The sequence below is a fragment of the Methylocaldum sp. 14B genome (assembly GCF_002005105.1).
Lineage (GTDB): Bacteria > Pseudomonadota > Gammaproteobacteria > Methylococcales > Methylococcaceae > Methylocaldum.
The window spans coordinates 39182-61025 of record NZ_MSCV01000006.1 but is presented as its reverse complement, the minus strand read 5'-3'; the positions used below and the strand labels follow the sequence as shown (position 1 = coordinate 61025).

20 protein-coding genes and 1 other RNA gene are annotated in these 21844 nt (G+C 58.1%); 6 read left to right on the top strand and 15 right to left on the bottom strand.

What is annotated here, in order from left to right; translation table 11 throughout:
* Window position 1: 1 nt before the first annotated feature.
* From queE to B2A78_RS05795, 14 genes are all read right to left on the bottom strand, one after another.
* On the bottom strand, window positions 2-643 hold the full coding sequence (gene queE, locus B2A78_RS05860; RefSeq protein WP_077728978.1) for a 7-carboxy-7-deazaguanine synthase QueE: 642 nt from the start codon (window positions 641-643) through the stop codon (window positions 2-4).
* Between the two features lie 20 nt (window positions 644-663).
* Window positions 664-1515 carry a tol-pal system protein YbgF gene (gene ybgF, locus B2A78_RS05855; protein WP_077728977.1) on the bottom strand — a complete coding sequence of 284 codons (852 nt, stop codon included), beginning with the start codon at window positions 1513-1515 and terminating at the stop codon, window positions 664-666.
* A gap of 4 nt (window positions 1516-1519) precedes the next feature.
* A complete protein-coding gene (gene pal / locus B2A78_RS05850) occupies window positions 1520-2101 on the bottom strand; it encodes a peptidoglycan-associated lipoprotein Pal (protein ID WP_077728976.1) in 582 nt (193 codons plus the stop codon).
* Between the two features lie 84 nt (window positions 2102-2185).
* Complete coding sequence (gene tolB, locus B2A78_RS05845; protein WP_077728975.1) at window positions 2186-3475, bottom strand: Tol-Pal system beta propeller repeat protein TolB; 1290 nt, start codon at window positions 3473-3475, stop codon at window positions 2186-2188.
* Window positions 3476-3493: 18 nt separating this feature from the next.
* Window positions 3494-5011, bottom strand: coding sequence for a cell envelope integrity protein TolA (tolA, locus tag B2A78_RS05840; protein ID WP_077728974.1), 1518 nt, complete (start codon window positions 5009-5011; stop codon window positions 3494-3496).
* Window positions 5008-5454, bottom strand: a complete 447-nt coding sequence (gene tolR / locus B2A78_RS05835; RefSeq protein ID WP_077728973.1) for a protein TolR — start codon at window positions 5452-5454, stop codon at window positions 5008-5010. Before tolR ends, tolA begins: the two co-directional genes overlap by 4 nt.
* Entirely contained in the window at window positions 5451-6128 is a 678-nt protein-coding gene (gene tolQ, locus B2A78_RS05830) for a protein TolQ (protein WP_077728972.1), read from the bottom strand. Before tolQ ends, tolR begins: the two co-directional genes overlap by 4 nt.
* Window positions 6118-6543 carry a tol-pal system-associated acyl-CoA thioesterase gene (ybgC, locus tag B2A78_RS05825; RefSeq protein ID WP_077728971.1) on the bottom strand — a complete coding sequence of 142 codons (426 nt, stop codon included), beginning with the start codon at window positions 6541-6543 and terminating at the stop codon, window positions 6118-6120. The genes tolQ and ybgC overlap by 11 nt, the downstream gene beginning before the upstream one ends.
* The gene (gene ruvB / locus B2A78_RS05820) at window positions 6544-7572 is read right to left on the bottom strand and encodes a Holliday junction branch migration DNA helicase RuvB (RefSeq protein ID WP_077728970.1); all 1029 of its coding nucleotides are present in this window, start codon (window positions 7570-7572) and stop codon (window positions 6544-6546) included. It abuts the gene before it with no gap.
* Between the two features lie 31 nt (window positions 7573-7603).
* A complete protein-coding gene (locus tag B2A78_RS05815; RefSeq protein WP_077728969.1) occupies window positions 7604-8164 on the bottom strand; it encodes a Uma2 family endonuclease in 561 nt (186 codons plus the stop codon).
* A 39-nt stretch (window positions 8165-8203) separates the two neighbouring features.
* Window positions 8204-8800 (bottom strand): Holliday junction branch migration protein RuvA, encoded by a 597-nt coding sequence (ruvA, locus tag B2A78_RS05810; RefSeq protein WP_077728968.1) that lies wholly within the window; start codon window positions 8798-8800, stop codon window positions 8204-8206.
* Window positions 8797-9303, bottom strand: coding sequence for a crossover junction endodeoxyribonuclease RuvC (gene ruvC, locus B2A78_RS05805; protein WP_077728967.1), 507 nt, complete (start codon window positions 9301-9303; stop codon window positions 8797-8799). Before ruvC ends, ruvA begins: the two co-directional genes overlap by 4 nt.
* Before the next feature lie 9 nt (window positions 9304-9312).
* The gene (locus B2A78_RS05800; RefSeq protein ID WP_077728966.1) at window positions 9313-10059 is read right to left on the bottom strand and encodes a YebC/PmpR family DNA-binding transcriptional regulator; all 747 of its coding nucleotides are present in this window, start codon (window positions 10057-10059) and stop codon (window positions 9313-9315) included.
* Between the two features lie 90 nt (window positions 10060-10149).
* Window positions 10150-12381 (bottom strand): heavy metal translocating P-type ATPase, encoded by a 2232-nt coding sequence (locus B2A78_RS05795; RefSeq protein ID WP_240502425.1) that lies wholly within the window; start codon window positions 12379-12381, stop codon window positions 10150-10152.
* Window positions 12382-12587: 206 nt separating this feature from the next.
* Here B2A78_RS05795 and B2A78_RS05790 point away from each other — a divergent pair, with 206 nt between their 5' ends.
* Together B2A78_RS05790 and B2A78_RS05785 are read left to right on the top strand one after the other, a co-directional pair.
* Complete coding sequence (locus B2A78_RS05790) at window positions 12588-13637, top strand: agmatine deiminase family protein (RefSeq protein ID WP_240502424.1); 1050 nt, start codon at window positions 12588-12590, stop codon at window positions 13635-13637.
* Between the two features lies 1 nt (window position 13638).
* The gene (locus B2A78_RS05785; RefSeq protein WP_077728963.1) at window positions 13639-14529 is read left to right on the top strand and encodes a carbon-nitrogen hydrolase; all 891 of its coding nucleotides are present in this window, start codon (window positions 13639-13641) and stop codon (window positions 14527-14529) included.
* Between the two features lie 139 nt (window positions 14530-14668).
* On the opposite strand, the gene B2A78_RS05780 is transcribed toward B2A78_RS05785, so the two are convergent.
* Window positions 14669-14992 (bottom strand): H-NS histone family protein, encoded by a 324-nt coding sequence (locus tag B2A78_RS05780; protein ID WP_077728962.1) that lies wholly within the window; start codon window positions 14990-14992, stop codon window positions 14669-14671.
* Between the two features lie 426 nt (window positions 14993-15418).
* Between B2A78_RS05780 and mfd the strand changes: the two genes are divergently transcribed.
* The 4 genes from mfd (at window position 15419) to dnaX (ending at window position 21834) form a co-directional block, all read left to right on the top strand.
* Window positions 15419-18826 carry a transcription-repair coupling factor gene (gene mfd / locus B2A78_RS05775; protein WP_240502433.1) on the top strand — a complete coding sequence of 1136 codons (3408 nt, stop codon included), beginning with the start codon at window positions 15419-15421 and terminating at the stop codon, window positions 18824-18826.
* A 94-nt stretch (window positions 18827-18920) separates the two neighbouring features.
* Complete coding sequence (locus B2A78_RS05770) at window positions 18921-19931, top strand: DUF475 domain-containing protein (protein ID WP_077729113.1); 1011 nt, start codon at window positions 18921-18923, stop codon at window positions 19929-19931.
* A 106-nt stretch (window positions 19932-20037) separates the two neighbouring features.
* Window positions 20038-20134, top strand: an RNA gene (gene ffs, locus B2A78_RS05765) — signal recognition particle sRNA small type.
* A gap of 50 nt (window positions 20135-20184) precedes the next feature.
* The gene (gene dnaX, locus B2A78_RS05760; protein ID WP_077728960.1) at window positions 20185-21834 is read left to right on the top strand and encodes a DNA polymerase III subunit gamma/tau; all 1650 of its coding nucleotides are present in this window, start codon (window positions 20185-20187) and stop codon (window positions 21832-21834) included.
* Window positions 21835-21844 lie beyond the last annotated feature (10 nt).

Below are 21844 nucleotides of genomic sequence, written 5' to 3'. Positions count from 1 at the left end.
ATCACCGTCCGGGTGTGTCGCCCCAGAGGATCTTGTGTAGCTGTACTTGGAAACGAACCGGCAAACGGTCGCGCAAAATCTTGTCGGCGAGTTCCGCTGGATCTTGCGCGCCCATGGCCGGCGAGAAGAGCACTTCGCAACGATCCGACAAGCCGTATTCATCCATCTTGGCCTTTGCCCATTGATAATCGGCCTCGTTCATGATGACGAACTTGAGCTGATCCTTCCGATCGAGATAGTTCAGGTTGCGATAGAGATTCCTCGACTCTTCGCAGGACGAAGGCGTCTTGAGGTCCAGAACCTTGACGACTTTCGGGTTGACGTCCGACACGTCCAGAGCCCCGCTGGTTTCCAGCGAAACCTCATAGCCTTTCTCGACCAGCGCATCCAGCAAGACGAGACACCCGCGCTGCGCCAACGGCTCGCCCCCTGTGACGGTCACATAACCCGGATGGTAGGTCCCAACTTCAGCCACGATTTCGTTGATGGACATCTTTTGGCCGCCGGTAAAGGCGTAAGCCGTGTCGCAATACACGCAACGCAGCGGACATCCCGTCAAACGGACGAAGACCGTCGGCAATCCAACGGTGCGGGACTCCCCTTGCAGGGAGTAGAAGATTTCGGTTACTCGAAGTTGATTCACTAATCAGGCGCTGCCAAAAATCAGCGCTTTGCTTCTTGCCGTAGCTTATCCAGCCGTTTCTCCGCCATCTTTGCGGCGCTGGAATCGGGATAACGCTTGACGACCTCGGTCAGCAGTTCCTTCGCGTTCGCCTTCTGGCCGATTTCGTACTCGATGAAACCGATTTTCAACAGAGCGTCCGGCACTTTGCTGCTCTGTGGAAAGTCCTTGATCAGTTTCCGGAAAATGTCGCGCGAAGTATTGAAATCGCGGCTGACATAATACGCTTCCGCAAGCCAGTAGTGCGCATTGTCCGCGTATTCGCCGGTCGGATAGGCCGCGATGAAGTTTTTGAATTCCTTGACCGCTTCCGGATATTTTCCTTCTTTCAATGTATTGAAAGCCTTTTGATAGGCCGCCTGGCGATTTCCCGGATCGCCAGGCGAAACGGGCGCTTGTGGCGCCGGTGCCTGAGACGCGGTCGCTTCCGTCGGGGCCGCGCCATCGGGCGAAGCGGACTGATCGAGGGGCGCCTGCGGCGCAGCGGAACCGCCGGCGGACAACTGCTGCATACGCTGGTCCAAGTCCGTATACATAGCCTGTTGCTGGTTTTTCAGCTCTTCGAGCTGATGGGCAAGCTCCTCGTTTTCCCCGCGGAGCTTGAGGACTTCAGCCTGCAACTGCTCCATCCGATTGAACATTTCGATCAAGGTGTTTCCCGAGAGACGCCTCTCCAACTGAGAGACGCGCTCCTCGAGGGTAGCCACCCCGTAGCCGGTTTGATTTTGATCGTACCTTCGATCGTATATCTGGTCGTACTGCTGGGCACTCGAAATCGTCGCATGCAGCGATCCCAAAAACAGCAATGTGAAAACCGGCTTTTTTAGATGCATACGGTTAACGTCCCGAATAGGAAATTTCCACCCGACGATTCTGCTGCCAAACCGATTCGTCGTGACCCGATACGGCAGGTTTTTCCTCGCCGAAGCTGACCACTTGGACCTGGCCATCATTAGCGCCCTGGAACTGCATCATCTTGGCTACGGCCTTGGCCCGCTGCTCGCCCAACGCGATGTTGTACTCGGGAGAGCCCCGCTCGTCCGCATGTCCTTCCAGAATGATGTTGCGCTCCGGATGGGAAGCCAGATAATTCGCATGAGCACTGACGACCTGCTGATACTCCGGCAGCACTTCGTAGCTATCGTACATAAAGTAGATGACTCGCTTGGACAACGGACTGGACGGATCATCCAGCATCGGATCGCCGGTCCCGCCCGCACCCGGACCGTAACCGGCGCCGCCCGGACCGTATGCGCCGCCATCCGTGCCTTCGCCGTACTTGCTGATCTGCGGGCCGCCGGGCCCGCCCTCCATGCCCGCTTCGGCGCCGGCCTCCTCTTGCACGCCGCCTTTCGAGCTACAACCGTTAAGGACAAGAGACATCATAGCGACAACCAATGCAGTCTTGACAAGTTTCATCTGTTTTCCCCACTAGCAAGATAAAAATCGACCTACTGTTTTTTCTAAGCTTCCGCCCTTCTCACGAAACCCGCCAACGCCGCCTTACGGGGACCACGCCGGCTCGCGCACTTGTCCGCTGTCGATACGAAGGCTCTGCTGAACCCTGCCGTCTATCGAAACGGCTGCCAACTGCCCTACTCCGCCGCTCTTCGAGGCGTAAAGAATCATGCTCCCGTTAGGCGCAAAACCCGGCGATTCGTCCAGACGCCCCTTGGTTAGCACGCGCAATGTACGGGTCTGCAAATCCATCACGGCGATCCGGTAATCGCCGCCATTGCCGTGGACCATCGCAATGCTGCGTCCGTCGGGCGAGAACACTCCGCGCGCATTGTATTCTCCCTCGTAGGTCAAGCGCTGCGCCGGCCCCCCGGAGGAAGACACGAGATAGAGCTGCGGTTTCCCGCCTCGATCCGACGTGAATACGATGCTCCCGCCATCCCGCGACCAGTTCGGCTCGGTATCGATGCCGATATGATCCGTAATTCGGCGCAAAGAGCGGGACGCCAAATTCATCACGTAAACATCAGGGTTGCCATCCTTGGAGAGGGTCATAGCCAATTGAGAGCCATCCGGAGACCAGGCCGGCGCCCCGTTGATGCCGGGCGCGTCGGACACCTTCTGACGTTCGCCCGTCGCAAGGGTCTGGATGAAGATGGCCGAGGTCTTGTTCTCGAACGACACGTAAGCGATCCGCTTGCCGTCCGGCGACCAGGCCGGGGACATGATCGGTTCGACCGAGCTGATGATGGTTTGCGGGTTATACCCGTCGGTATCGGCGATTTGGAGACGGTACTGCCGATCGCGAGGGCCGCTGCCGGTCACGGTTACGTACGCCACGCGAGTAGCGAACGCGCCGGGCTCGCCGGTCAACTGCTGATAAATGACGTCGGCGATACGGTGCGCGGTGCGGCGCGTCTCCGGCGCATTGAACGGGATTCTGGCGCTGGTCAGCAGCGTACCTTTTATCGAGTCGTACAGGAAAAACTCGGCCTCGTACTGGCTGCCGGCACCGGGCTGTACCCGCCCTATGACCAGATGATCCTGCCCCAACACTTGCCAGGTGCGGAATCGAACCTGCTCCGGCGACGTCGGCGTTTCCAGCATTTCGCTTTCCGGCAAAGGTTTGAAGCGTCCGCTACGTGCGAGATCAGCCGCGATGATGCTGCCGATGTTGTCGCCCGGCAAAATCTGCTGACCGAAAGGCACCACGGCGATCGGCATGGCGCCTTCGACGCCCTGAGTAATTTCCACGTTTAGCTCGGAGCGCGCCCAACCACTGAAGAGCGTGAGAAAGACGCTCAAAAAGAAAACGCTGCGAAATCGTCTATTCATCAAACACCTGGACAAGAATTATTCGGGCTTGAATGTGAACTTAAATGCTCGAAGTTGTTCCGCCACCTTCGGGTCAGAAGGCCATGGCAAAGGCGATGCTTTGCGCACGGCAGCCTCGGCGGATCGGTCGAACGTGGAGTCGCCGCTACTGCTGACCACTTGGACATCAGCCACCTCACCGCCCGGCAGCAAGCGGACTTGAATTATACAGGACAGCCCGCTCTTGGCGGACGGCGGACGAAGCCATGAGCGCGTAACTTTCGGCTTGATGTACGTATTCGCCCAGTCGCTCGCCGCTTTCTTGGCTTGCTGTTCCATCGCGGCTCGGTGTTCTTCCTCGAGCTGCTCGCGCAATGCCAATTCGCGCTCCGCCTGTAGCCGGCGGGCCTCTTCCTCGGCCTTCCGTTTCGCCTCGGCTTCGGCCTTCCGGCGCGCTTCTTCTTCGGCTTTCCGCTTTGCCTCCAGCTCGGCTTTTCGCTTCGCTTCCGCTTCGGCTTTCTGTTTGGCTTCGAGCTCCGCTTTCCGTTTTGCTTCGGCCTCCGCTTTCTGTCTAGCTTCCAATTCGGCAGCTTTCCGTTTCGCCTCGGCTTCCGCCTTTTGTTTGGCCTCCAATTCGGCCTTCCGCTTCGCTTCCGCTTCGGCCTTGAGTTTGGCTTCCAGTTCAGCTTTGCGTTGCGCTTCAGCCTTTTGCTTGGCATCCAACTCGGCTTTCCGTTTTGCCTCGGCTTCCGCCTTTTGTCTGGCTTCCAGCTCGGCTTTTCGCTTCGCGTCGGCTTCGACTTTCCGTTTGGCTTCCAACTCGGTCTTCCGTTTCGCTTCCGCTTCGGCTTTCTGTTTGGCTTCGAGCTCCGCTTTCCGTTTCGCCTCGGCTTCCGCCTTCTGCTTGGCTTCCAACTCCGCCTTCTGTTTTGCCTCGGCCTCCGCTTGACGCTTGGCCTCAGCCTCGGCTTTTTGTTTAGCTTCGACTTCGGCCTTTCGCCTCGCCTCCTCTTCAGCCCGGCGTCTGGCTTCGAGCTCGGCCTGACGGCGATCTTCCTCCTGGCGTTTCTTCGCTTCCGCCTCCGCTTTGCGCAACGCCTGTTCTTCCGCCTTGCGCTTGGCTTCCAGCTCAGCTTGCCTGGATTCGTCGGCCTTACGCTTCTGGTCGGCGAGGCGCTTGGCCTCCTCCAGGCGTTTTCTTTCCTCCGCCTCGGCTTTGCGCTGAGCTTCCAGTTCGGCTTGCCGCTTGGCATCTTCGTCCTGTTTGCGCTTCAATTCTTGGGCTTCGGCCTGCTCCCGGCGTTCGGCCTCTTCTTGGACGCGCCGCTCCTCTTCCAGCTTTTCCTGACGGGCCTGCTCCTCGCGCCGCCTGGCTTGCCGTCCCCGCTCGATCTGGAATTCGTCGACCGCTGTCGCCTGAATGATTTCCGGCTGGGGCGGCTGCGCGACCGGCGTGACGGAATCGAACTGAACCGCAAAAAGAAGGATCAGAACAGCGTGTAGCGCCACCGATAGCCCGAACGGACCACGGTAGCGTTTGGAATGGGAACGACTCATTCGTCCTCGGCCGGGCCCGTCATCAATCCGACGCTCGGTACGCCCGCGTTTTTGAGCGAGGCCATGACCATCACGACTTTGCCGTAATCCACGGTCTTGTCGCCCCGAATCAAGACCGAGAGCCCCGGTTTTTTCTGGAGAGCATCCATGACTCTGGCGGTAAGCGCGTCGGAATCGACCTCGACGTCCTCCTGATTGCCGGCATCCACGAACAAGCGGCCTTCGGCATTGATCGATACGATGATGGGCAGATCCTGCTGCGGATCGACGGTTCTGGCCTCGGCTTGGGGAAGATCCACGTCCACCCCGGTTTGAAGCAGCGGCGCCGTCACCATAAAAATGATCAAGAGCACCAAAGAGACGTCGATATAAGGAACGACATTGATTTCGGCCATGGGCCTGCGGCGACGGCCGCGCCCGCTTCCCCCGGATGATACGTTCATTTTGCGTGCGCCTGACGATGCAATAAGCTCAGGAATTCTTCGGTGAACGCTTCGTACCGATTGGCCAGCCGCCCGATATCGGTCGAATAGCGGTTATAGGCCATGACCGCCGGAATCGCGGCGAACAAGCCCATGGCAGTCGCCACCAGCGCTTCGGAAATGCCGGGCGCCACCATGGCCAGGGTCGCCTGCTTGACGCTGCCGAGCGACCGGAACGAGTTCATGATGCCCCACACGGTACCGAACAGTCCGACGTAGGGACTCGTGGAACCGACCGTGGCGAGAAACGGCAAGCGCTCGTCCAGGCTCTCCAATTCGCGGTTCAGGGCCACGCGCATCACCCTCTGCGTTCCCTCCATCACCGCATCGGGACCGATGTTCGGCTGTTGCCGCAGCCGCGCGAATTCCTTGAATCCGGCCATGAAGATATTTTCGAGCCCTTCCGTCCCCAGATCCTCTCGGGTCAATTGGCGGTAGAGATCGGCAAGATCTATCCCCGACCAGAAGCGTTCTTCGAACTCCTCCGAAGTCTCCTCGGCGCGCCTGATCTCCTTGTATTTCGAAAAAATGAAGGTCCATGAAATAACCGATGCCAAAACCAGAATGAGCATAACGATCTGGACCACCGGGCTCGCTTCGGTGATTAACTTGAATATGGAGAGTTCAGAGGTCATTTTTTAACCGTTGCAATAAAAAATCAGGAATGGCCGTGGGCCGGAAGGTTTCGGCGACGAGACAGACGACGCGCACCCGCGCCTCGCACACGAGTTCGTTATCTTGCCGTACCGCCAGTTGTTTGAACGTCAAGCTCGCCGACTTCAACTGCTCCACTTCGGCAGACACCCAGAGCATCTCGTTGAACCGTGCCGCTTTCACGTAGTCGATCTGCATCGAGCGAACGGCGAACAAGATCCCATGTCGGGTCCGAAGGTCATCCTGCTCGAAACCCAACGAACGCAAAAACTCGGTCCTTGCCCGCTCGAAAAATCTGAGATAGCTGGCGTGATAAACCACGCCGCCGGCATCGGTGTCTTCGTAATATACGCGGACGGGCCAGCGAAACCCGCTTTGTTCGGAAATATCCCCCAACTAAAAGAGCTCCTCGTTCACATTGAGCGCCTTCGGCGGCTCCAGACCGAAATGAAGGTAAGCCGTGCGCGTCGCAACCCTCCCCCTCGGCGTGCGCATGATGAAGCCTTGCTGAATCAAGTAAGGCTCCAGAACGTCCTCTATGGTGCCGCGCTCTTCGCTGATCGCGGCGGCTATGTTGTCTAGCCCTACCGGACCGCCCTCGAATTTCTCGATCATGGTGCGGAGCAGCTTGCGATCGAGCTGGTCGAAGCCGTTATGGTCGACGTTCAGCATTTCCAGCGCCTTGCCGGCCACCTCGACGGTGACTCTTCCGTCCGCCATGACTTCGGCGAAATCGCGAACTCGCCGCAACAGCCGGTTGGCGATGCGCGGCGTTCCGCGCGACCGGCGCGCGATTTCGCGGGCACCTTCGGGGCTCATTTCAACGCCGAGGATTTTCGCCGAGCGGGTGACGATCCGGGTCAATTCCTCCGGCGTGTAGAACTCCAGGCGGTGGACGATCCCGAATCGGTCACGCAAGGGCGAAGTCAAAAGTCCGGCCCGGGTAGTCGCACCCACCAGGGTAAACGGCGGGATATCCAGCTTGATCGAACGCGCAGCCGGACCTTCGCCGATCATGATGTCGATCTGGTAATCCTCCATCGCCGGGTAGAGAACCTCCTCCACCATCGGGCTCAAGCGATGGATCTCGTCGATGAAAAGAACGTCGCGCGGCTCCAGATTGGTCAGCAAAGCCGCCAAATCCCCCGCCTTTTCCAGAACCGGCCCCGAGGTCTGGCGTAGGCTGACGCCCATCTCGTTGGCGATGATGTTGGCCAGGGTTGTTTTGCCGAGTCCCGGCGGACCGAAAATCAGAACATGATCCAAAGCTTCGCGTCGCGCCAGGGCCGCTTGAATGAAGATCGCCATCTGCTCGCGCATGGCCGCCTGGCCGATGTAGTCGTCCAGACGGCGCGGACGTATGGCGCGGTCGACTGCGTCTTCGTCCGGGGAGCCGGCGGGATTGATGAGACGGTGGGTAGGCATAGTTATAAATACGGTCTATTTTGAGCGGCAATTACTCCGCCCACAGTTCCCCCAACGCCCATTCGACGGCTTCGAAAGGCGGAACGGAAACCCGGCTGTCGCCGGCATGGGTCTGTACCAGCAACCAGCGCCCCTGCTGGTTTTCGTAAGCCTCGAGAACCCGCGTGTCAGGGTCGACCAGCCAGGCATGAGCTACGCCCAGGGAGCCGTAGAGCGGCAGCTTTTCGGCGCGGTCGTCGCGGGCCGTAGACGGCGACAGCACTTCGCAAACCCAGTCCGGTACGCATTCGAACCAGGCGGCATCGGGCAAGCGGGGCATTCGCTCCCGTCGCCATCCGGCCAGGTCCGGCACCAGGACGTGCCCACCGAGATGAAGCTCCGGCTCGTCCAAAATCCACCAGCCTCCGGGGCCGCCATCACCCAAATCGAAAGGACCGCCGATCCGAACCCCGAGATTCGATGACGCCCGCGCATGACGCGGCGCCGGACGGGGATGGGTGATCAGGCGCCCGTAAACGATTTCTCCCACCAAATTGGGCGGAAGGGCGAGAATGTCTTCGTAGGTCGCGGGTTTAATCGCTGGATTCGCCATGGCTGCTCGGATTCTATCGTATCAAAGTTCAGCCGGTTTTTACTTCGCCGCGGACTGCAAGGCTGAACGAATGATCTCCTCGCTGCTCTTGCCGTCGACCGGAACCTTCCGCACCAGGCTGTTGGCATCCTGCGGCTTGAATCCTAAAGCGATCAATGCGCTGACCGCATCGTCCACCGGACTCGCCGCCGGTGCCGGCAGGGTTCCCGCGCCGGGCAGATGAACCGTGGGCAGCTCGGGCAGACGGTCCCGCATTTCGATGATCAAGCGTTCCGCGGTTTTCTTGCCGACCCCCGGCAAGCGCACCAGACGGGCGGCGTCCTGCGCTTCCACGCAACGGTGGAACTCTTCGGCGCTCAAACCCGACAGAATCGCCAGGGCGAGCTTCGCACCGACGCCGCTGACACGGATCAGGCTGCGGAACAGGGCGCGCTCCGCCTCGGATACGAATCCGAACAGGCTGTGGGCGTCCTCGCGGATCGCCAGATGGGTGTACAGCGTCACCTCTTCGCCGATCTCCGGCAGCTTGTAGAAGGTCGACATCGGCGCGTCGATCTCGTACCCGACGCCGCGCACGTCCAACAAAAGAGAAGGCGGCTTTTTGGCGACCACCAAACCGCGCAAAAATCCGATCATCGCATCACAACTCCGGCCAGCCGCAGACGCCGCAAGGTCTGCCGGTGGTGGATATGGCACAAGGCCACGCCCAAAGCATCACTGGCGTCCAATTGCAGCGGCGAAGAAAATTTGAGCAGGAAACGCACCATGTGCTGGACTTGCAGCTTGTCCGCACTGCCTTTTCCGACCAGGGCCTGCTTCACCTGCCGCGCGGCATATTCATGAACCGGCAATCCCGCCGCAAGGCCCCCGCAGATGGCGGCTCCCCTGGCCTGCCCGAGCTTCAGAGCCGAATCGGCATTCTTGTGCATGAACACTTGCTCGATGGCCAGTTCGTCGGGCCGGAATTCGAGCGCGATTTTATAGACCCCGTCATAGATTTGCTTGAGGCGTTCGGGAAAATGATCCGTTTCCGTGCGAATACACCCACAGGCAATCAAGACGGGTCCTTTATCGCTATCGCGAACGACGCCGTAGCCGGTACGGCGTGACCCCGGGTCCAGTCCCAAAACGACCGTCACATCGCCTCTTTATCCGATCTGGGCGAGGATGTCCTCGCTGATATCAGCATTGGAATAAACATTTTGTACGTCGTCCAAATCTTCCAGACGCTCCAGAAGGCGGATCATCTTCTCCGCGTCGTCCTTGTCCAAGGCCACGCTGGTGCTGGCTCGCATAGTCACCTCGGCGCTCTCTGGCGCGAGCCCGGCTTGCGCGAGCGTATCGCGCACCGTCTCGAACTGATCCGGAGCGACCAGCACATCGATCGAACCGTCGCCGTTGCTGATCACATCGTCCGCGCCGGCTTCGAGCGCGGCCTCCATCACCCGGTCCTCTTCGACGCTCGCCGGATAACTGATGATGCCGGTCTTCGAAAACAAATAGGCCACGGAGCCGTCGGTGCCCAAGTTGCCGCCCGCCTTGGTGAAGGCATGGCGCACTTCCGAAACCGTGCGATTGCGGTTGTCGGTCAGGCAATCCACCATTACCGCAATGCCGCCGGGGCCGTAGCCCTCGTAGCGCACTTCCTCGTAATTGTCGCCTTCGCCAGCACCGGTACCTTTCTTGATGGCCCGTTCGATGGTGTCCTTGGACATATTGGCGGTGAGGGCCTTGTCCATCGCCGCCCTAAGGCGCGGGTTATTCGCGGGATCGCCGCCTCCGTTCCGGGCCGACACGGTGATCTCCCGAATCAGCTTGGTGAACAGCTTGCCGCGCTTGGCGTCTTGAGCGCCCTTGCGATGTTGGATGTTGGCCCACTTGCTATGACCTGCCATTGATTAACTTACCTCCGCTTCAGCTAAAACCGTGCCGAAAAACCGGAGAATTCTACCACCATTGCTATAGAAGCGAGCGGGCCCGGTCCGTCAAAAATACCGCAAGCGGTTGGCATTGCTCACCACCGTCACCGAGGACATCGCCATGGCTGCGCCGGCGATCATGGGATTGAGCAGGATTCCGAAAACCGGATAGAGAAAACCGGCGGCGATCGGAATAGCAAGCGTGTTGTAGATAAAGGCTCCGAACAGATTCTGCTTGATGTTGCGCACCGTGGCCCGCGACAGCTCCATGGCCTCGGCTACTTTCAGGAGCGAACCGCCCATGATCACCACGTCGCCGCTTTCTATGGCGACATCGGTGCCGGTGCCGATCGCCAGCCCCACGTTGGACTGGGCCAAGGCCGGTGCATCGTTGATGCCATCGCCTACCATGCCTACGATCTCCCCGGCCTCCTGCAAGGCTTTCACGACAGCAGCCTTATCCTGGGGAAGCACCTGCGCGCGTACCTCGTCGATGCCGGCCTCGGCGGCAATCGCCTTGGCCGTGACCTCGTTGTCGCCGGTTACCATGAGCACCCGTACGCCCATGGATCTCAATCGCGCAACGGCTTGCTTGGAATCCGCCTTGATCGGATCGGCCACCGAAAGCAGCCCGACCACGGTTCTGTCGACCGCCAACAGGACGGGGGTTTGCCCCTCGCTAGCCAACTCGGTCAAGCGTTCGGCGAAACGTCCGCAATCGATTCCCTGTTCGGCCATCAAGGTCAAATTACCCAACAGTACGGCACGGTTTTCGATGAGACCCGAAACGCCATGACCCGCAACCGCCGCGAATCCCGTAACCGGCAGGAGAGTGCCGTTCTTCTCGGCGGCCGCCGCCAGAATCGCCGCGGCCAGGGGATGCTCGGACCCGGTTTCGAGACTCGCCGCCCATTGGAGTACCTGTTCCTCGGTCCAATCCTGAGAGGTCTCGATTCGAACCAGACGCGGTTTGCCCTCGGTCACCGTTCCGGTTTTGTCCAGCACGATGCAGGTCAGTTTCCCCGCCGATTGAAGCGCGTCGCCGTTGCGGATGAGGATGCCCTTCTGCGCCGCCTTTCCGACCGCCACCATGATGGATATCGGCGTAGCCAGCCCCAAGGCGCAGGGACAGGCGATTACCAGCACCGTCATGGCCGTGACGAAGGCGTAGCCGAGCGCCGGGGCCGGCCCGGCCGTCCACCAAACCAGGAAGGTCAGCAGCGAAACCGCCACGACTGCCGGAACGAACACGGAAGCAACACGGTCCACGAGGCGGGCGATTTCCGGCTTGCTCGCCTGCGCCTTTCGAACGCTGGCGATGATTTGCGCCAATACGGTGTCGCGCCCGATCCGGGTTGCCTTGAACAGCAGCGTTCCAGACTGATTGAGCGTGCCGGCGACGACTTCGTCTCCCACGGTTTTCTCGACCGGCATGGGTTCGCCGGTGAGCATGGATTCGTCCAGGCTGGAATGACCCTCGATGACGACGCCGTCCACCGGGATTTTTTCGCCCGGCCTCACCCGCAAGGTTTCATCCAGACCAACCTCCGCGATGGGAATATCGATCTCTTGACCATCCCTCAACACGCGTGCCGTTCGCGGCTGAAGACCGATCAACTGACGGATTGCGGACGACGTTTTGCCGCGGGCGCGCATTTCCAGGGCGCTTCCCAGGTTGATGAACGCCAGAATGATGGTCGCCGCTTCGAAGTAGGCGTGCCGCGCCAGCATCGGCAGGCTGTCGGAAAAGAAAATGGCCATGGTCGAGTAGAACCAGGCGGCGCCGGTGCCGAGCGCGATCAGGGTATCCATATTGGCCTGGCGATGCTGCAAACTCTTGATCGCCCCCCTGAAGAAATGGCCGCCTGAGAAATACAGAACCCACAACGTGACCATGGAAACGATCAGCCACACGCCGCGGGCGGTCGGCTCCCCCAGCATAGGAAACCATCCGAAGTGCTCTACCAGCATCAAAGGCGCGCCGACCGCGCCGGCGACGGCGGCCTTGTTGAGCAGCGTATGGTAACGGGCGGTTTCCAGCGCCTCCTGTTCGGCCGGATCTTCCAATCCCTCCATTACCGCCGCATCGTAACCCGCATCCTGCACGGCCTTGCGCAAGACGTCCGGGTCCACGTTCCCTCGCACCAGAGCGGAATGATCGGCAAAATTGACATCGGCGGAAAACACATTGGGCAGCGAGCGCAGCGCGGTCTCGACGGCCTCGACACACCCGGCGCAGCGCATGCCGGAGACGGAAAGGCGGATAGTTTTCGATTCGGGATGGAGAGTCGATGCCATAGTGTTCTCTATGAAAAAAAGCTCTTGTGCGGAATTAATACCCTTTCGCCGCCATTATTTTTATCGGCTGTCCAGCGGAGTTGCTGTCCGCATAACGTATTGGGCCGTGCCTAATACCCCGCTACCGTATACCAAACCGAGCGCCCCCGCTACTACGGATGTTTTACGGTACAATAATCGGTTTTTCCGGAACCGATATTCTGACCGTGACATCATCACTTTTATCCGTTTTGGTGCCCGAATGGGCGGAGCAATCAGCGGTTTTGATCGCTTGGCCTTATTCTCAAGGCGATTTCGAGCCGTGGCTAAATGCGGTCGAAAAAACATACGACCTGATCGCACTCGAAATCGCTAGCCGTGAAACTGTGATTATTATTTGCCGGGATGATGCCCATCAAAGGCATATCCATCAACGGTTGGCGGCATGCGCCGCGAATCTCGACCGGGTTCGGTTCGCTCAGATGTCTTACGACGACGTGTGGGTGCGGGATACGGCGCCGCTCACGCTAGCAACCGAACAAGGCGTAAGGCTTATCGACTTTCGCTTCAACGGATGGGGCGGAAAATATCCGCACGAGGCTGATGCCCGATTGGCTCAGCACCTCCACGCGTCTGGATTGCTTGGCGACATCCCGATGGATAGAGTCGACTTTACATTAGAAGGCGGAAGTGTGGAATCGGACGGTGAAGGCACGATCATGACAACCAGCCGCTGCCTGCTCAATCCCAACCGCAATCCGGAACTGACGCGCGAACAAATCGACAATCGGCTGAAAACCAGCCTCGGCGCCAACCGTATTCTTTGGCTCGACCATGGCCATGCCGAGGGCGACGATACCGATGCCCATATCGATACCCTGGCCCGCTTTTGTTCGGCAGATACGATCGCCTACACCGCCTGCAACGATCCCGGCGATCCGCTATACGACGAATTCAAAGCGATGGAAAATCAACTGCGAACCTTCGTCACGTTTTCGGGTCAATCTTATCGCTTGATACCTTTAAATATTCCGCAACCGATTTTCAGCGAAGAAGGCGATCGATTGCCGGCGACTTACGCCAATTTTCTAATCATCAATGGAGCCGTTCTAGTCCCTGTATATGACGATCCGGCGGACTCCGAAGCTGTGGCGCGTTTGGCCGATGCCTTTCCGGATCGCGAAATCGTGGGCATACCTTGTATACTGCTCATCCGACAATACGGCAGCCTGCACTGCATGACCATGCAGTTTCCGAGAATAGTTCGAGTAACCTGATATGACACAATCGATCAAAATAGGTTTGGTACAACAAGCCTGCGGCTCTGCGGACAAGGATGTCAATCTGAAGATATCGATTCAGGGTGTGAAAGATGGCGCGGCCCAGGGTGCGAAACTGGTATTGCTGCCGGAACTCCATCTCGGCCCTTATTTCTGCCAGACGGAAGATTGCAGCCGTTTCGATCTGGCCGAACCCATACCGGGACCGACCACCGAAATCTTGGGCGTACTTGCTAAAGAGCTTGGAATAGTCATCGTAGCTTCGCTATTCGAACGGCGCGCTCCGGGGCTATATCACAACACGGCTGTCGTACTGGAAAAAAACGGCAGTTTAGCGGGTAAATACCGAAAAATGCATATACCCGATGATCCGGGATATTATGAAAAATTTTATTTCACGCCCGGTGATATAGGTTTCAAACCGATAACCACCTCATTGGGAAAACTCGGAGTCTTGGTATGCTGGGACCAATGGTATCCGGAAGCCGCGCGGCTAATGGCCCTTGCGGGTGCCGATCTGCTGCTGTACCCCACGGCCATCGGCTGGAATCCGGACGACGACGCCGACGAACAGCAAAGGCAATTGCAAGCCTGGATAACCATTCAACGGGCACACGCCGTTGCCAATGGCCTACCGGTCATCTCCTGCAATCGCATCGGGCACGAGCCTGATCCAAGCGGTCAAACCAGAGGCATCATGTTCTGGGGAAATAGTTTTGTCGCCGGCCCCCAAGGGGAAATTCTTTGTCAGGCCAACGAGAAAGAAGAGCGGGTTATGGTGGTTGAAATAAACCGCCGCCGATCGGAGGACGTCCGTCGAATCTGGCCGTACCTGCGTGACCGGCGGATCGAAGAGTATGGCGGATTGACTAAACGTTATCTGGATTAGCAAAATCGCCGCGAAACCAGGTACAAGAATTCATCGGCAGCCAAGTTTCAGGAGCCAAAATCCTTTCGATCCTGTTCACTCGATAGCAGAATTGCAGTGGAACCCGGCGGTCCGGCCGGGGACCTTATCTTGCTCTCGATCAGGACTTCACTTCAAAGTCCTCCAGCTTATGGCCTTGCTCGATGAGCGTTTGCAGCCATTTCGGTTTCATACCACGGCCGGTCCATTTTTGAGACAGATTATTGGGGTTTTGGTATTTAACCGGAACTTTACTGCCCTTTCTCCCGGAGACCTTTGTGCCTTCAGTGATGTCCACATTAACACCGATCGAAGCAGCCAATTCCTTTATCTTGCTTATGACTTCCTTGCGCTTAGTTTCCTTCTTTTCTTTCAACGCTTTCTGAGCGTTTTCGATCATGTTTGCCAGTTCGGCTTCGGAAAGGTCTGCTAAATTGCCCTTCATAAACTACCTCTATTATAAAATTGACGTAACAAGATATAGGTTAACCTTGTGAAGACGTAATTAGTATATTAAAAAAATATAAAAAATAAATCGCTCATATTTTAGACAATTAGATAGAAGCAATGAGCGCTGATTCCGCAGTGCCCGTGTTAAAACGGAAGATTGGCGTTATTTCGATTGAATTCCAAGAACCAGGCTGTATCGATGCCGGTCCTACCTGTCAACAATTTGACCGTATATATATAGGTAGACATCCGAATACCGCTAACCCGGTCGCACGAGAGCCTAGAGCGGATTTTTCTGCGACACTACCCCTTTAGTTATTCGTTCGACATTCATCACTTCAGAGCCATGAATCAAGCTGCAAAACAGTTCGGAGCCATTTCACCGTTCACGCCGACCGTTCCGGGCTACAACGCCCCGTCCATGGTCTGGCAAAACCTAAATGGCTGCGGCGATTCTCTGGCCTTGGCTCAGGCGGTAAAGCAAGATAAACGGCTCTATCTGATCGTGACCGAAGATACGCAAACCGCTCTGAGGCTCGAACACGAAATCGAGTTTTTTCTGGACGGAAGCGCGCCGGTACTCCACTTTCCCGATTGGGAAACCCTGCCTTACGACGTTTTCTCTCCCCTGCCCGAAATCGTCTCGGAACGGCTGAAAACGCTCGCCCAATTGGCGCGCATCGAACACGGAATACTGATTACTCCGGTCGCCACCTTGATGCAGCGGTTGGCGCCGCGCTCGCATGTATTGGCCAACACCTTTGCGCTAAAAGTAGGCAGCCGGCTTAATCTAGAAGAGACCCGGCAAAGACTGGAAAGCGTCGGATACGAGTGCGTGTCGCAAGTTCTGCAACACGGGGAATTTGCGGTACGGGGATCGATCATCGATCTTTTCCCTATGGGCAGTACCGTCCCGTATCGTATCGAGCTTTTCGACGATGAAGTGGAATCGATCAGGACTTTCGATACCGAGACTCAACGTTCCCTGGAGAAAGTCAGAGAAATCAGCTTATTTCCCGCTCGCGAGTTTCCTTTCGACGAGGAAGCGATCAAACGGTTTAGACGGGCATTCCGAACGCATTTTTCCGAGGCGTCCATCAACAATCCTTTGTATCAGGACGTCAGCAAAGGCATCGCGTCGGGCGGCATCGAGTACTATCTGCCGCTGTTCGTGGACCAAACCGAAACCTTGTTCGACTATCTGCCGAAAACGGCCGCGGTCGTTCTACACCGTGCCATCGACGATGCCGCCGAGGTTTTCTTTCGAGAGGTCGAAAAGCGGCACGATCACCGGTCGGGGCATATCGACCGCCCTCCACTCCCGCCGGAATCGCTGTTTCTGACGCCCAGCATTCTGGCCGAACGGCTTGCCGTCCATCCCAGAATCTGGATTGCGTCCTCTCCCGCGCGTCCTACCGAAAAATTCGATTCGGTCGACTACGATTGCCGGCCGCTTCCCCCTGTCGCGATAGACCCGAAATTGAAGCAGCCGGCTGTCGCATTGTCCTCTTTCCTAAGCGAGAAGGCTGGCAGGATTTTGTTCGTCGCGGAAACCGCGGGTCATCGGGAAGCACTGCTGGATACTCTGGCGAAATACGCCATAAAGCCGCAAGTCGTCGAAAACTGGCAAGGATTTCTCGCCGCCGAGAAAAGCCCCTGCCTGGTCGTCGCGCCGATGGACCACGGCCTCTGGCTTACCGATCCGCCGTTGGCCATCATTACCGAAACTCAGCTTTCCGGAGAAAGGGCTCAACAACGGAGACGGCGCCGGACCGCAGCCGATCGCAACCTCGAACAGATCTTCCGTAACCTGGAGGAACTGGATATCGGCTCACCGGTCGTGCATCAGGATCACGGCGTCGGCCGCTATCTCGGCCTGACCAAGCTGACAGTAGGCGGGATCGAAACCGAGTTCCTCGCACTGGAGTATGCAAACAACGACAAGCTGTACGTCCCGGTTTCCTCTTTGCACCTGATCAGCCGGTACAGCGGCGCCAGCCCTGACACCGCCCCCCTGCACAAACTGGGCGGGGAACAGTGGCAAAAGGCCAGGCGCAAGGCACTCGAGAGGGTAAGGGATATCGCGGCGGAACTGCTGAATATTTACGCCAAGCGAGCGGCCAAGGAGGGACACGCCTATAAAACGGTGACCGAGGAATATGCCGCTTTCGCCGCCGGCTTTCCCTTCGAGGAAACGCCCGATCAGGAGAACGCCATCCTCGACGTCGTCAAGGACATGGCCGCGCCCCTCCCCATGGATAGAGTCATCTGCGGCGATGTCGGCTTCGGCAAGACCGAAGTAGCCATGCGAGCGGCTTTCATCGCGGCGCAAAACGGCAGACAGGTGGCGGTTCTGGTGCCCACGACCCTATTGGCACAGCAGCATTTTCAGAATTTCCGGGACCGCTTTGCCGACTGGCCGATTCGGGTCGAGGTGGTTTCACGCTTCGTCGGCAAAAAACAGCAGGAGCAGCTCCTCGAAGACTTGGAGAAGGGCACGATAGATATCCTCATCGGCACCCACAAGATTCTGCAAAAGGATGTCCGCTTCAAGAACCTGGGACTGGTGATCGTCGACGAGGAGCACCGGTTCGGCGTCGCCCAGAAAGAGCATTTCAAGAAACTCCGCAGCGAACTGGATTTTCTCACCCTGACCGCGACGCCGATTCCGCGCACGCTCAATATGGCGATGTCCGGGCTCCGGGATATTTCCATCATCGCCACTCCGCCGCCCAACCGGCACGCCATCAAGACCTTCGTCAGCGAATGGGACGATGCCCTGATTCAGGAAGCAATACTCCGAGAAATCAAACGCGGCGGGCAGGTTTATTTCCTGCACAACAAGATCGAAACCATGGAAAAAGCGGCGCGGGACTTGGAGAAGCTGGTGCCGGTCGCCCGTGTCCGCACCGCTCATGGGCAGATGGCGGAGCGGGAACTGGAGCGGATCATGCTGGATTTTTACCATCAGCGTTTCAACGTACTGCTTTGCACCACCATCATCGAAAGCGGTATCGACGTTCCGACGGCAAACACCATCATCATCCACCGCGCCGATTTGCTGGGACTCGCCCAGCTGCACCAGATTCGAGGGCGGGTCGGCCGCTCGCATCATCGCGCTTACGCTTATCTGGTGGTACCGCCGAAATCCTTGATGACCGCCGACGCGGTCAAGCGGCTCGAGGCGATCGAGGCCACGGGCGAACTCGGAGCAGGGTTCATGCTATCTTCCCATGACCTCGAAATCCGCGGCGCCGGCGAGTTGTTGGGCGATGAACAAAGCGGCCAGATTCAAGAAATCGGTCTCAGCCTGTATACCGAGTTGCTGGAACGGGCTGTGGCGGCACTCAAATCGGGCAAATCGCTGGATCTCGACATGCTTCCCCACGAGGCCGGCCCCGAGATCGACCTCCAGTGTCCAGCCCTCATTCCCGACACTTATCTGCCGGACGTTCACACCCGTCTCGTGCTCTACAAGCGCATCGCCAATGCCAAGAACGAAGAGGATTTGCGCAAGCTGCAGGTGGAAATGATCGACCGGTTCGGACTCCTGCCTCCGCAGACCAAGAACTTGTTCGCGATCACCGAACTCAAACTGAGAGCGGAAGCCCTCGGGGTCCACAAGATCGAAGCGGGCTCCGGAAACGGCCGGCTATTATTCAATCCGAATCCGGCCGTCGATCCGGCCCAGGTGATTCGTCTGATCCAAGCCCAACCGCAAACCTACAAACTGGACGGCCCGGATAAACTGAAATTTTTTGCCCGCTTCGATACTCCCGAGAGTAAGGTCGTTTTCATCGGCCAATTGCTGGAGCAACTTGCCGCTTAGTTCGACTGACCGCTTTCGCCTGGACGGCGGCTCTTGGCGGAAAGAACGGTTACCGACCCTCATGGCCGTACTTTTATTTAATGCGGAGTTTTTTGTGCGGTATTTCTTGTTTTCGTTCTTGATTTTGCTGATCGGCTTATCGACCGCTTACTACTGGGCCGGACTGGCCGGTCTCTTCCTGGCGGGCATTTTGAGCGTGATGGAGGTCAGCCTTTCGTTCGACAATGCCGTGGTCAACGCCTCGGTACTGAAAAAAATGACCCCGCGCTGGCAGAGGCGTTTTCTCACCTGGGGCATGGTTATCGCCGTATTCGGGGCCCGTTTTCTCCTGCCCATCCTGATCGTCGCCGTCATCACCGGGCACAGCCTACAGGATGTGGTGATCATGGCTTTCCGAGAAAGCGACGAGTACGCCCGTCACATCACGTCCGCGCACATACAGATTTCCGCGTTCGGCGGCATGTACCTGCTGCTCGTGTTTTTCAGCTTTCTGTTCGAATCGGAAAGAACGCTGCACTGGCTGGGCTGGGTCGAACGCCGCTTGTCGCGCCTGGGCAAACTGGAATCGATCGAGGTCATCACCGCGCTCACGGCTCTTTTGACCGCTCAACACTATCTGCCGCACGAAGAGCGCCTGGACGCCCTGATCGCCGGATTGGCCGGCGTCATCCTATTCGTCCTGGTAAAAAGTCTGTCCGCCCTTTTCGAAACCCCGAAAGCCGCCGAACACACGGCACACAAAGCCGGCTTCATGTCCTTTCTTTATCTGGAAATACTCGATCTGTCTTTCTCTTTCGACGGCGTCATCGGCGCTTTCGCATTATCCAAGGACGTCGTGATCATCATGCTGGGCCTGACCATAGGCGCGATGTTCGTGCGCAGCCTCACGGTTTTCCTGGTTCACAAGCGCACCCTGGACGAATACCTGTTCCTCGAACACGGCGCCCACTACGCCATAGGCGCGCTGGCCCTCCTGATGCTGGCCAGCATGGTCGTCGAAGTGTCCGAAGTGATAACCGGACTGACCGGGATGGGGTTCATTCTGCTGTCGCTGCTGTCGTCTGTTCGTCACAAACGGAGACACCTACGCCGGAAGACCGCTTGAGACAAACGTTATATAGCCTTGAAGCCGGACTCTTAATCGACGATAATACGTTCTCTTCAGCCCCGCCATAGGACATGGCCGGGTCTTCGAGTTCAATGGCGAGTCGCGTCGGTCCCCTCGCAACGATACGCTGTAAACCCCGTCAGGCCCGGAAGGGAGCAGCGGTAGCAGCGGATTCGTGTGCCGAGGTGCGGCTGGCGCGGCTTGCCGCCCTAATTCATTCATCCCGGTCGATAGCGTGCACAAACCCAGAATGCCGTATCAGGCCCTAGCCCGGAAATGGCGACCCCGCACTTTTAGCGAAATCGTAGGCCAGGAGCATGTGGTCCGAGCGTTGACCCACGCGCTCGAATTCGACCGTATGCACCATGCCTATCTCTTCACCGGCACCCGCGGCGTCGGCAAAACCACCATCGCTCGAATCCTGGCCAAGGCGCTCAATTGCGAGGATCGAAAAACTTACGACCCGTGCGGCGAGTGCGTGATCTGCCGCGAAGTGGACGAAGGCCGCTTCGTCGATTTGATCGAAGTGGATGCCGCTTCGCGCACCAAAGTCGAAGATACCCGCGACCTGCTCGAAAACGTGCAGTACGCCCCCAACCAGGGGCGGTACAAGGTCTACTTGATCGACGAAGTGCACATGCTTTCGGGGCATAGCTTCAATGCCCTGCTCAAGACGCTTGAAGAACCGCCGCCCCACATCAAATTCCTGCTGGCCACGACCGATCCGCAGAAAATTCCGGTCACGGTGCTGTCGCGATGCCTGCAATTCAATTTGAAGCGGCTGACGCCGGATCAGATTCGCGCCCAGATGGAAGAAATCCTAAGGCGCGAGAGCATCGAATACGAGGCCGCCGCCGTGAAGCTGCTAGCCCGTGCCGCGGAAGGCTCCATGCGCGACGGGCTGAGTCTTCTCGATCAGGCAATCGTCCACGGCGGCGGCCGGCTCAGGGAAGCCGAAGTCAGCCTGATGCTGGGCACCGTGGCGAGGCATCCGGTCTTCGAGCTTCTTTCGGCACTGGCCGAAGGCGATGCCGCAACCTTGCTCCGGCACATCGAGCAGATGGCGGAGCACACGCCGAATTTCGCCGACGTGCTGCAACAAATCCTGATCATCCTGCACCATGCATCGCTCGCCCAATGGATTCCCGAGGCGATCAAGCGGGAGGACGACGCCGACCTGATTTTGAATCTCGCACAACGGATCGGCGCAGAGGATTTGCAGCTGTTTTATCAGATCGGCTTGATCGGACAGCGGGACTTGCCGCTCGCCCCCGATCCGCGCTCGGGTTTCGAAATGGTGATGCTGCGCATGCTGGCCTTTCGTCCGGCGACGAAATCTGCGGACCTGCGGAGTGCCGTCGACGCGGCTCCCCCACGGAAAACCGATCCGCCGAAAATTGCTCGTCCGCTCGACGCCAGCCCCGTCTCCATGCCGACTCAGGTCGAAGCCGAGCCTGCTCCCGAACCGATTAAGACCGAGATCGGAACAGCTCCTGCGCCGCCCGCGTCTCGAATCGGATCGAGCCATGACTGGCACGGACTGATCCAGGCGATGGGCGTCGCCGGACTGACTCGCGAACTGGCGAACAATTGCGTATTGCAAGACCTGGACGAAAAATCCTGTATCCTGGTGCTCGATCCACAACATGCTCACCTCCGCGTCAGCCGGGTGGAGGCCAACCTGGAAAAGGCTCTGAGGGATTATTTCCGAAGTCCTTTGAAACTGACGATCAAAATCGAGGCGCCCGGACGGGAAACGCCTGCTTCGCTGATTCAACGCGAAAAAGAGGAACGCCAGCGGACCGCGGAAATCGAAATAGAGCAAGACGAGAACATCAGGGCACTGAAAGAGCGTTTCGACGCCCGTATCATCCCAGGTTCCACCAAACCCATTGACTGACGGAGAATCC